We start from the raw sequence: 11,244 nt of genomic DNA, 5'->3' as shown, positions 1-11,244 counted from the left end.
GCCGGAGTATTTTTTCCAGGGGTCTTTTTAGTTGTCATTAGATATCTGCCTCCACTTCATTGCCGCGCTCTTCAAGCCAGTCACGGCGTGCACCAGACTCTGATTTACCCATCAGCATATCCATTGTTTTAAAGGTTTCGTCTTCAGTCCACGTGCCCAAAGTAACCGGTAGCAAACGACGTGTATCTGGATTCAGAGTGGTATCCCAGAGTTGCTCTGCACTCATTTCTCCTAAGCCCTTAAAGCGAGAGATCTGCCATGCAGTTTCTTTGACGCCATCTTTACGTAATTTATCCTCAATAGCCTGAAGCTCATTAGCATCTAAGGCATAAATCTTTTGCGCTGGTTTTTTACCGCGCGCCGGAGCATCCACTCTAAATAGTGGCGGTCTAGAAATATGTATATGCCCTAACTCAATGAGTTTAGGAAAATGTTTGTAGAACAAGGTTAAGAGCAATACTTGAATATGCGCGCCATCGACGTCTGCATCAGAAAGAATACATACCTTGCCGTAGCGTAGATTGGAAAGATCGGGGGTGTCATTTGCTCCATGCGGATCCACACCAATCGCTACAGCGATGTCATGCACCTCATTATTGGCAAACAAGCGGTCGCGCTCAGCTTCCCAGGTATTTAATACCTTGCCGCGCAATGGCAGAATGGCTTGATATTCCTTGTTACGTCCCATCTTGGCTGAACCACCAGCAGAATCACCCTCCACAAGGAAGATTTCATTCATGCTGATATCTTCGCTCTCGCAATCTGTAAGCTTGCCCGGGAGTACGGCTACGCCAGAGGATTTTTTCTTCTCCACTTTCTGACCAGCACGAGTTCTCGCTTGCGCCTGCTTGATCACCAGGTCGGCTAACTTGCGACCGTAGTCAACGTGTTGGTTGAGCCAAAGCTCTAAGGCAGACTTCACATAGCCGGAAACTAAACGTACAGCATCACGAGAATTCAGACGCTCTTTAATCTGTCCTTGGAACTGAGGGTCCAATACTTTGGCTGACAGAATGAAAGATGCGCGAGCAAAAACGTCTTCAGGCATGAGTTTCACACCTTTCGGTTGCAATGCATGCATCTCAATAAAGCCTTTAACAGCATTAAATAAGCCCTCACGTAAACCGCTTTCGTGAGTACCGCCTGCAGGTGTTGGAATCAAGTTCACATAACTCTCGCGCACTGGCGCACCATCTTCAGTCCAGCAAACAACCCAAGCCGCGCCCTCGCCTTCAGCAAAAGAATCTTCCTCTCCAGTACCGGTAGCGTATTGCTCACCCTCGAACGGAGGAATGACTTCAGCACCATGGCCAGCTTGCGCAATTGCTTCATTTAAATAACCGCGCAAGCCTTGCGCATATTGCCAAGTCTGGGTATCGCCTGATTTTTCTTGAATCAGGGTTACCTTCACACCTGGCAATAAAACAGCCTTGGAACGTAGTAGGCGAATGAGCTCAGGCATTGGAATCACTGAGCTATCAAAATACTTACCATCTGGCCATGCACGAACGCGCGTACCGTGTGACTTATCTTCTTTTGGAGAAGAAATCGTTTTGAGCTTTTCAATCACCTTGCCATCGGCAAAGGTCAATGTTGACATTTGGCCGTCACGCCAAACGGTGACTTCTAATCTTTTGGATAAAGCATTGGTTACTGAAACACCCACACCATGCAAGCCACCTGAGAATGCGTATGCTCCACCAGTACCTTTTTCAAACTTACCGCCTGCATGTAGCTGGGTAAACACGATCTCAACAACCGGCAATTTCTCAGTTGGATGCATTCCCACTGGAATACCTCGACCATCATCTTCCACGCTCACGCTGCCATCGCTATGCATCGTAACGATGATTTGCTTGCCAAAACCTCCTAAAGCCTCATCGGATGCGTTATCCAGCACCTCCTGAATGATATGGAGTGGATTGTCGGTGCGGGTGTACATTCCAGGCCGTTGACGGACTGGCTCTAGTCCTTTTAGGACCTGAATCGACGATTCGCTGTATTCGGAAGTTTTACGGGTAGCCATGCGCGCAAATTGTAGTCATGTCTGAGATCCAGACGGAATTTTTCGGGAATTCCCCTGTCATCCATGCCAAAATCGGGGGATGGGAGCCTTAAGTCATATTCGCGTTTTAGACCTTAGCCGTGTCTTGGCTGGTCCTTGGTGCGCTCAAAATCTTGCCGATTTGGGTGCGGATGTCATCAAAGTCGAAAGACCTGGGGTTGGAGACGATACCCGCCATTGGGGCCCTCCATTCGCCAAAGATGCCAATGGCAAGGAAACTGACGAATCTGCCTATTTTATTTGCATCAATCGCAATAAACGCTCTATTACGGTTGATATTGCCAAGCCCGAGGGTCAAGAGCTAATTCGCAAACTTGCGGCTGATTCTGATGTTGTCATCGAGAACTACAAAGTGGGTGACTTGGCTAAATATGGACTCGACTACGAAAGCCTGAAGAAGGTCAAACCCGATTTAGTCTATTGCTCAATTACTGGATTTGGTCAAACTGGGCCTTACGCCCATCGCCCTGGCTACGATTTTATTATTCAAGGTATGGGCGGCTTCATGAGCGTGACCGGTGAAGCTCATGACTTCGAGGGTGCTAGCCCACAAAAATCCGGGGTTGCGATCGCGGATATCTTTACTGGCATGTATGCCAGTACCGCCATTCTCGCTGCCATTGTGCATCGAGACCATACCGGTGAAGGTCAATACATTGATATGTCACTACTAGATACACAAGTAGCCGTGATGGCCAATGTATCGAGTGCCTACCTCACCTCAGGAGAAGTTCCGAAACGCTGGGGTAATGCTTCTCCGATCATTGTTCCCTATCAAACTTTCCCTACCTCTGATGGCTGGATGATTGTGGGGGCTGGTAACGATGGTCAATTTCGACATTTTGTAGCTGCAGGTGGCGAACCCCAGTTAGCGGATGACTCACGCTTTGCAACCAACCCGCAGCGTGTTGAGCATCGCAAGCAACTCATTCCGCTTTTAGAACAAATGACGCGCAAGAAAACCAAAGGTGAATGGATTGCACAGCTTGAGAAAGCTAATGTTCCTTGTGGTCCGATCAATAACTTCAAAGAAGTCTTTGAAAACGAACAGGTAATTCATCGTGGAGTACAGATTGATGTACCACACCCGACCGTTGGCACTATGAAATTAGTTGCTAGTCCGATGCGCCTATCTAAAACACCCACTGAAGTGCGAATGGCGCCACCAACACTGGGTCAGCATACGCAAGAGATCTTGCATGAACGTCTCAAGTTAGATGATCAAGCGATTGAAGTTTTACGTACCAAGGGGATCATCTAGGAACCATGACAACACAAACATCCAAAGCAGGGCTTTCGATGAAGGAAGTCCTCATTTATGGTGGACTCATGGTCACCCTATCGATGGGTATTCGTCATGGCTTTGGCCTCTTCAATTTACCCATTACTTCAGCCAATGGCTGGGGTCGCGAAACGTTTGCTCTGACTATTGCTTTACAAAATCTGATTTGGGGGGCTGTGCAACCAGTTACTGGGGCTTTGGCCGATCGTTACGGCGCATTTAAAATTATGGTTGCTGGTGGGATTTTGTACGCCCTAGGTTTGGCAGGCATGGCTATCTCTACTGATGTCATGAATTTCACATTGGCTGGTGGCTTACTCATCGGCTTGGCACAAACTGCCACGACCTACAGCGTGGTCTATGGAATCCTGGGTCGCAATGTGTCTGCGGAGAAGCGGGTTTGGGCAATGGGCATTACTGCAGCTGCCGGTTCATTTGGTCAGTTCCTCATGATTCCAGCCGAGCAAGGCTTGCTCAGCATGTTTGGCACCCAAGATGCACTACTAATGTTGGCGTTGATGGCAAGTTTGATGGTACCAACCGCATTCATGTTGCGTGAAAAGAATTTCACTTACAACCATAATCCAGGTGATCAGACGATTAAGCAGGCATTAAAGGAAGCAATGAGTAATCCAAGCTTTCGTTATCTGACCCTAGGTTATTTTGTTTGCGGATTTCAGGTAGTGTTTATTGCGGTGCATTTGGCGCCTTACCTTAAGGATCTGTCTTCTACCTATCCAGCTGTTGGGGCTCCGGTTGTTGCCACGACCGCCCTAGCATTAATTGGCTTATTTAATATCTTCGGCACTTATAGCTCCGGCATCCTAGGTCAGCGCTTTCCTAAACGCTATTTACTATCTGCAATCTATATCGGGCGTTCTATTGCCATTACAGCGTTTTTATTGTTGCCACCAACACCGATGAGCACTTATATCTTTGCGGCCATCATGGGCTTCTTGTGGCTCTCAACTATTCCACTGACCAACGGTATCGTTGCGCAAATTTTCGGCGTGAAGTATTTAACGATGCTTTCTGGCCTCATCTTTTTCTCTCATCAATTGGGCAGTTTCTGCGGAGCCTTCCTAGGCGGCTATTTATTTGACCATACTGGTTCTTATTTAATTGTTTGGGAAATCGCGATTGGATTGGGCGTCTTTGCTTTCTTGGTTAATCTTCCCGTAAAGGAACGAGCAATTCACAGAGTGGCCAATGCTTAAGAGAAAACCAAGCATTGGGGAAATCATGTTTTATGGGTTTGCTCTATTCGCTTTGTTGTTTGTTTTCTCGATGTACTTCGCACCCGATATGATAGTGGCAGTGACAAATCAAGTATGGGCGCTGTGTGGTTGGTAATTCGTGGTTTGTAATTCATTAGAATTGACCTAGCACACTTTTTTATTTTTTAGCATCTCGCCGTAGCACAATGGATAGTGCACATGCCTCCTAAGCGTGGGATACAGGTTCGATTCCTGTCGGCGGGACCAGAATTTCTTCATAGTTATCCACAGGTCATGTGGATAAATCCTCAAAAGTTTTCGTAAGTCACAGATTTGTATAGACAGACCTAGCTTGCCTAATTTGTGTGCAGGATAGCTTTCCCTGTTTTGGATGTTTACTTATAAATATTTAAGTTAGTTCTTATGAAATTTTGTGTTAGGGAGCTTTACCAATAAGGACATAGAACCGGAAGTTCCCTTACACTTAGACCATGACCAGTCTCTCAACCAGTACGCTAGCCGCCCTTGAGGAAATGCTCCAAAACACGGCGCGCTCTGCTCCTGCGGAATACCTGCCGATTTATTTATCCCGCGACGCAACAGGTGAGCAACTCATTGGCCACCTCAATCCAGAATTTATTCCTTATCTGCAAGAGTCTTTACAAAAAGAATCCATTGCACTGATTGCCATGGGTCATGACAAGCTCACCATTCAATTAGGCAAACCTAGAGATTTATCCAATAGTCTTTATCAGTTAGCCAATCGTATGAGACTGGGTGGATTTATTCCAGGCTGGCGTAACGAAGACTTTGCTTGGGTTGATCTAAATGGTCACAAATACTTTCGCATGGAGCGTGCTGCGTTTCGTACCTTTGGTTTTCGGAGCATGGCAACGCATATCAATGGTTACACCCGCGGCAATACCATTTGGTTGGGTAGACGCAGTGAAACCAAGCCAACGGATCCAGGTAAGCTAGACAACTTGGCAGCCGGCGGCATTACAGCCGATGAAACACCCTGGGTTAGCGCTCGTCGTGAGCTTTGGGAAGAAGCTGGCGTACCTGAGCAAATCTCCGATCAAATTGAGCCTGTGGGTCGTATTCATATGCGCCGCCCAATATCCGGTCGAGGCTTTCATGATGAGCAGCTATATGTATACGATTTAGAGTTGGCTGACAACTTTATCCCTACCAATCATGATGGTGAAGTCAGTGGCTTTATTGAAATCTCGCTGCCAGAGGCTGCCGCCAGAATCCTGGCTGATGAATTTACTTCTGATGCTGCTTTTGTTACGGCTGACTTCATATTGCGCCGCAATAAATAGGGTATTCGCCTTGTTTAGCGCATCAGGGCTGCTGGTTGACTAGCGTCATGCCTTAAACCGTCAATTCGTGGTTAAATTCATCTTAAGGATGAAACAGGGGTGCCCTTCATAGCAGTTTTGCTAGAAGGCGCTGAGAAAGACCCTAGAACCCGATCCAGGTAATGCTGGCGTGGGGAGTTACATCAGACCGACACCCGGTTTCGTCCATCTAAAACAGCCAGGAGATGGACATGAGTACAGGCAACACCTCAACTAAAAACGCTAAACACGAGATTCCAAGCTTAAAAAGTTTGGAGCGCGACTTTGGGCAAAAGTTTGCCTATCCAGCCTCAACCAAAACTTATCTTCAAGGGTCAAGGCCTGATGTCAAAGCGCCAATCCGCATGATTGAGCAACTACCTACTCGCGTAGGTGAAGAAATGTTGGCAAATCCTCCGGTACCCGTCTATGACACTTCAGGCCCATACAGTGATCCTGATGTTGTGATCAACCTGGAAAAAGGTTTGCCAAGGCGGCGTGATGCTTGGATTGCTGAGCGTAATGACACCATCCAGTTGGCAGGACCTAGCTCTGAATACGGCGTAGCTCGCTCTCAAGATGAAGCTACTCAAAATTTACGCTTCTCTCATATCAGTGCACCGCGAGTCGCTAAATCCGGTCATAACGTGAGTCAGATGTATTACGCCCGCCAAGGAATCATCACTCCTGAAATGGAATACATCGCCCTGCGTGAATCTATGGGCCTTGAGCAACTTCGCAAAGATCCAGCCTATAAGCAACTCCTAAAGCAACACCCTGGTAAAGGCTATGGCGCGAATCTGCCAGACATTGTCACCGGTGAATTTGTGCGCTCTGAGATTGCTGCAGGCCGTGCGATCATTCCAGCAAACATCAATCACCCTGAATTAGAGCCAATGATTATTGGCCGTAACTTCCGCGTGAAGATTAACGGCAACTTAGGTAATTCTGCTGTTACTTCATCCATTAATGAAGAAGTTGAAAAGATGGTGTGGTCGATTCGTTGGGGTGCAGACACCATCATGGATCTCTCCACTGGTAAACATATTCACGAGACTCGTGAATGGATTATTCGTAACTCTCCGGTACCTATTGGCACAGTGCCAATCTATCAAGCACTAGATAAAACCGGCGGTATCGCCGAAGACCTCACCTGGGAAATGTTCCGTGACACACTTATTGAGCAAGCTGAACAAGGCGTGGATTACTTCACCATCCATGCAGGTGTATTGCTACGTTACGTCCCGCTAACAGCTGATCGTATTACGGGTATTGTTTCTCGCGGTGGTTCGATCATGGCTAAATGGTGTTTGGCTCATCACAAAGAGAACTTCCTTTACACGAAGTTTGATGAGATCTGCGAAATCATGAAAGCGTATGACGTGTCATTTAGCTTGGGTGATGGCTTGCGCCCTGGTTGTATTGCCGACTCTAATGATGCCGCTCAGTTTGGTGAGCTTCACACCCTTGGTGAATTGACGGCTAAGGCTTGGAAGCATGATGTGCAAGTCATGATTGAAGGTCCTGGTCACGTTCCAATGCAGCGCATTGAAGAGAATATGACTGAAGAGCTGAAGCATTGCTTGGAAGCTCCTTTCTACACGCTCGGACCATTGATTACCGATATTGCTCCTGGCTATGACCACATTACCAGCGGTATTGGTGCTGCGCAAATTGGTTGGTACGGTACAGCAATGCTTTGCTATGTCACGCCAAAAGAGCATTTAGGTTTGCCAGATAAAGAAGACGTTCGTGAAGGCATCATTACCTACAAGATTGCTGCCCATGGTGCTGACTTGGCTAAAGGCTTGCCTGGTGCACAAGTGCGTGATAACGCCCTCTCTAAAGCACGCTTTGAATTCCGCTGGGAGGACCAATTTAATCTAGGCTTAGATCCTGAGCGCGCACGTGAGTATCACGATGCAACACTGCCAGCTGAAGGCGCCAAGATTGCGCACTTCTGCTCAATGTGCGGTCCGAAGTTCTGCTCGATGAAGATCACTCAAGAAGTTCGTGACTATGCTGCAACTTTAGATGCAGATGGAAATCCAAAAGCGAAAGTTATTCCGATTACTGAAGTAGCTGACGCTTCTAAGGGCATGGAAGAGATGTCTGCAGAGTTCCGTAAACGCGGTAGTGAGATTTATCAATAAGCCAACTAGCTCAAAAGATAAATATGACTAGTGCAAGCTTCACCGATAGTAAATATGCAATTGCTGGCGGCGGTCTGATGGGTCGCCTGCTGGCTGTTGCGCTTGCTAAAGAAGGTGCTCAAGTCGATCTCTTTGATAAGGGTGGGCCGAATGGTGCCCATGCTGCTGCGCGCATTGCTGCAGCGATGTTGTCGCCATTAGCTGAATCCGCCATTACTGAAGATTCAGTAGTTCGTATGGGTTTGCATAGCTTGCCCCGCTGGAAGGAGCTTATTGCTGATTTGTCTAATCCGGTTTACTTTCAGCAAGATGGCACTTTGATTTTGTGGCATCGCCAAGATGCCAGTGAAGCCGAACGCTTTACTGCTCATTTAGAGAAGAACTGTCGCGCGAACGCTGATCTCAGTGCGCCACAAAAGCTCGGCAATGAAGCTTTGCGTGAACTTGAGCCTGGTGTTGCCGATCGCTTTACTCAGGGACTGTACTTACCCAATGAGGGGCAATTGGATAATCGCCAGCTATTGGATGCTCTCGCTAGTGAGTTAACGCTATTGAAGGTCAATTGCCACTGGCATACCGAAATCGACCCAACCGAATTGCGCAAAAAGACGGGCTATAAGGCCGTAATTGATTGCCGCGGTACGGGAGCTAAAGAAGCTTGGTCATTTGGTGACAAGCCCAATAGCTTGCGTGGTGTTCGTGGTGAGGTTATTCGACTCTATGCGCCAGAAGTGAAGTTGCGTCGCCCTACGCGCTTAATCCATCCACGCTACCCGATTTATATTGCCCCTAAAGAAAATGATATTTATGTGGTGGGTGCAACGGAGATTGAGTCCGATGACTTGTCAGAAATGAGCGTACGCTCTGCTATGGAATTGCTCAGCGCCGTCTATACCGTTCATAGTGGGTTTGCTGAGGCACGTATTTTAGAGATGGCAACGCAGTGTCGCCCTACTTTAAAAAATAATCTTCCAGAAATTCGATCGCAAAGGGATACAGGGCTATCTGATTTGATCATGATCAATGGTCTATATCGCCATGGTTTTATGATTTCTCCTGCAGTGCTTGACTGCGCATTGGAACTTATAGAGTTCGGCACCAGTAAGACTGCATTGGATTTGGGATTGAGTATGACTCAATACAATAATCAGATTGAGGCGGTATGCGCGTAATCGTTAATCAAGTGGCTTATGAGTTGCCCAGCAAGAGCATGGTGAGCGATGCTCTGGCCTTGATCGATGCGAAGCCACCTTATGCTGTTGCCGTGAATCTTAATTTTGTGCCCAAGACTAAGCATGCTGACTTTGTATTAAATGAGAATGATCAAATTGAAGTGATTGCCCCAGTTACTGGCGGTTGATTAAGAACCAATTATTTTTCTATGAACGCTCCTTTTCCTAATAACCTCAATAGCGCAGACACACTTGTCTTATATGGCGAGAGCTTTGCGAGCCGTTTGCTATTAGGAACCTCACGCTACCCTTCTCCACAGGTGCTTGAGAACTCAGTAGAGGCATCTAACCCTGGCATGATTACCGTAAGTTTGCGTCGCCAGGGAACATCAACCGCTGAAGCGCATAGCGGCTTTTGGGATTTGCTCAAAAAGATGGCAGTTCCCGTTTTACCAAATACCGCTGGTTGCCATAGCCCACAAGAAGTCATTACCACCGCGCAAATGGCGCGTGAAGTGTTTGAAACCGACTGGATCAAGTTAGAGCTCATTGGCGATGATTACACTTTGCAACCAGATGTCTTGCGCTTAGTGCAGACAGCAGAGACTCTGATTAAAGATGGCTTTAAGGTTCTGCCGTATTGCACGGAGGATCTCATTTTGTGCCAACGTCTGGTTGATGTCGGTTGCCAAGCAGTCATGCCTTGGGCGGCTCCAATTGGTACCGGACAGGGGCCTTTAAATCCCTATGCCATGAAACTGTTGCGCGACCGATTAAAAGTTCCGCTCTTGGTGGATGCTGGTCTAGGGCTTCCTTCTCATGCCTGCACCGTCATGGAATGGGGGTTTGATGGTGTACTACTCAATACCGCAGTAGCCTTGGCGGATGATCCTGTGGTAATGGCCAAAGCCTTTGCTATGGCGGTTGATGCAGGTCGTGCCACCTTCTTATCGGGCGCCATGAAGCCTCAAGAGTCTGCTCAAGCAAGCACGCCTTTGGTGGGTACTCCGTTTTGGCATCAATCGTAGTCGCAACAGGACACTAAGTTAAGTACACTGAACTCATGAGCCTCATTCGTGACCTTGCTGATCAAATCGTTGCTGCACATCGCAATGAAGATTTATGTATTCCGATTCCGACCTTTAGTCTGAACTCTCCGCCTCCACTGATTGATAACGAAGCAGCCGTCGATCACTACGAATTGGCAGGCGCACTAGCTGCCATTGAAATGGGATTTATCGAGTCTGATGCCAGAATTCTGGGTAAGGCATGGTCACGCATGACATTGCAAGATGGTGGCTTTAATCCCTTTAAATGGCCCAGCAGGCCAGAGCATTTTGATTTATTGCCCTGGACTCGCAATATGAATCCCAATGCCTTTAAAGAGTGTCCAAAACGCCTGGGCTTGTATGGAGTCATGCCGGATGCTGATTGGGTAAAGCGCATGGTCGATGCAGAGTTGCCGACGGTACAACTTAGATTTAAGTCAGACGAAAAGTCTAAGATCCGAAAACAAATTAAAGAATCTGTTGCAGCAGTCAAAGATAGCAAGACCTTGCTATTCATTAATGACTATTGGCAAGAAGCAATTGATGCTGGCGCCTATGGCGTGCATTTAGGTCAAGAGGATTTAGTAGATGCCAACCCAGAAGAAATTCGGGGTGCGGGCTTAAGACTGGGACTAAGCACTCATGGCTATGCAGAGCTGGCTTATGCAGATCGCTTTTGCCCAAGCTACATTGCGATGGGCGCAGTCTTTCCAACAAATTTAAAGAAGATGCCTACAGCACCGCAAGGACTAGGTCGTTTATATCGATATGCTCAGCTCATGAGCAACTACCCACTGGTAGCGATTGGCGGCATTGATCAAGACAGCATTCATGCGGTAGCAAAAAGTGGTGTTGGCTCAGTAGCCGTTGTGAGAGCCATTACCCAAGCCAAAGACCCTAAGGCGGCGGTCAAATACTTACAAGAATTAATGCAGTCGTGATTTCCTGATTTATTAGTAACTG

Annotated in this window: 9 protein-coding genes, 1 tRNA gene and 1 riboswitch; of the genes, 9 read left to right on the top strand and 1 reads right to left on the bottom strand. The window is 47.4% G+C overall.

Features of this window, described 5'->3' with window-relative positions:
- Window positions 1-37 precede the first annotated feature (37 nt).
- Window positions 38-2,026: a DNA topoisomerase IV subunit B gene (locus ICN37_RS07805; RefSeq protein ID WP_215322099.1), complete on the bottom strand. Its 1,989-nt coding sequence runs from the start codon at window positions 2,024-2,026 to the stop codon at window positions 38-40.
- A gap of 79 nt (window positions 2,027-2,105) precedes the next feature.
- Here ICN37_RS07805 and ICN37_RS07800 point away from each other — a divergent pair, with 79 nt between their 5' ends.
- The 9 genes from ICN37_RS07800 (at window position 2,106) to ICN37_RS07760 (ending at window position 11,222) form a co-directional block, all read left to right on the top strand.
- Entirely contained in the window at window positions 2,106-3,326 is a 1,221-nt protein-coding gene (locus tag ICN37_RS07800) for a CaiB/BaiF CoA-transferase family protein (protein WP_216156374.1), read from the top strand.
- 5 nt (window positions 3,327-3,331) lie between these two features.
- A complete protein-coding gene (locus ICN37_RS07795; protein WP_251368549.1) occupies window positions 3,332-4,564 on the top strand; it encodes an MFS transporter in 1,233 nt (410 codons plus the stop codon).
- Window positions 4,565-4,756: 192 nt separating this feature from the next.
- Window positions 4,757-4,831 (top strand) — tRNA-Arg (locus ICN37_RS07790).
- A gap of 224 nt (window positions 4,832-5,055) precedes the next feature.
- On the top strand, window positions 5,056-5,889 hold the full coding sequence (locus ICN37_RS07785; protein ID WP_216156371.1) for an NUDIX domain-containing protein: 834 nt from the start codon (window positions 5,056-5,058) through the stop codon (window positions 5,887-5,889).
- Between the two features lie 85 nt (window positions 5,890-5,974).
- A riboswitch (TPP riboswitch) is annotated at window positions 5,975-6,082 on the top strand.
- A gap of 37 nt (window positions 6,083-6,119) precedes the next feature.
- Window positions 6,120-8,060: a phosphomethylpyrimidine synthase ThiC gene (thiC, locus tag ICN37_RS07780; RefSeq protein ID WP_255538493.1), complete on the top strand. Its 1,941-nt coding sequence runs from the start codon at window positions 6,120-6,122 to the stop codon at window positions 8,058-8,060.
- A gap of 23 nt (window positions 8,061-8,083) precedes the next feature.
- Entirely contained in the window at window positions 8,084-9,232 is a 1,149-nt protein-coding gene (locus ICN37_RS07775) for an FAD-dependent oxidoreductase (protein WP_216156368.1), read from the top strand.
- A complete protein-coding gene (gene thiS / locus ICN37_RS07770) occupies window positions 9,223-9,420 on the top strand; it encodes a sulfur carrier protein ThiS (RefSeq protein WP_216156365.1) in 198 nt (65 codons plus the stop codon). The genes ICN37_RS07775 and thiS overlap by 10 nt, the downstream gene beginning before the upstream one ends.
- 21 nt (window positions 9,421-9,441) lie before the next feature.
- Entirely contained in the window at window positions 9,442-10,260 is an 819-nt protein-coding gene (locus ICN37_RS07765) for a thiazole synthase (protein WP_216156363.1), read from the top strand.
- Window positions 10,261-10,295: 35 nt separating this feature from the next.
- A complete protein-coding gene (locus tag ICN37_RS07760; protein WP_216156360.1) occupies window positions 10,296-11,222 on the top strand; it encodes a thiamine phosphate synthase in 927 nt (308 codons plus the stop codon).
- Window positions 11,223-11,244: the final 22 nt, after the last annotated feature.

This window comes from Polynucleobacter sp. P1-05-14 (assembly GCF_018881675.1).
In the GTDB taxonomy this organism is placed as follows: domain Bacteria; phylum Pseudomonadota; class Gammaproteobacteria; order Burkholderiales; family Burkholderiaceae; genus Polynucleobacter.
Note: the sequence above shows the minus strand (reverse complement) of the source record. Positions and strands in the feature narration are given on the sequence as shown.

What these genes read in the sequence shown, in the direction of transcription:
- ICN37_RS07765 (WP_216156363.1), top strand. Translation starts at nt 9,442, where the DNA reads ATGAACGCTCCTTTTCCTAATAACCTCAATAGCGCAGACACACTTGTC.
- thiC (WP_255538493.1), top strand. Translation starts at nt 6,120, where the DNA reads ATGAGTACAGGCAACACCTCAACTAAAAACGCTAAACACGAGATTCCA.
- ICN37_RS07805 (WP_215322099.1), bottom strand. Translation starts at nt 2,026, where the DNA reads ATGGCTACCCGTAAAACTTCCGAATACAGCGAATCGTCGATTCAGGTC.
- ICN37_RS07800 (WP_216156374.1), top strand. Translation starts at nt 2,106, where the DNA reads ATGGGAGCCTTAAGTCATATTCGCGTTTTAGACCTTAGCCGTGTCTTG.
- ICN37_RS07785 (WP_216156371.1), top strand. Translation starts at nt 5,056, where the DNA reads ATGACCAGTCTCTCAACCAGTACGCTAGCCGCCCTTGAGGAAATGCTC.
- ICN37_RS07760 (WP_216156360.1), top strand. Translation starts at nt 10,296, where the DNA reads ATGAGCCTCATTCGTGACCTTGCTGATCAAATCGTTGCTGCACATCGC.
- ICN37_RS07775 (WP_216156368.1), top strand. Translation starts at nt 8,084, where the DNA reads ATGACTAGTGCAAGCTTCACCGATAGTAAATATGCAATTGCTGGCGGC.
- ICN37_RS07795 (WP_251368549.1), top strand. Translation starts at nt 3,332, where the DNA reads ATGACAACACAAACATCCAAAGCAGGGCTTTCGATGAAGGAAGTCCTC.
- thiS (WP_216156365.1), top strand. Translation starts at nt 9,223, where the DNA reads ATGCGCGTAATCGTTAATCAAGTGGCTTATGAGTTGCCCAGCAAGAGC.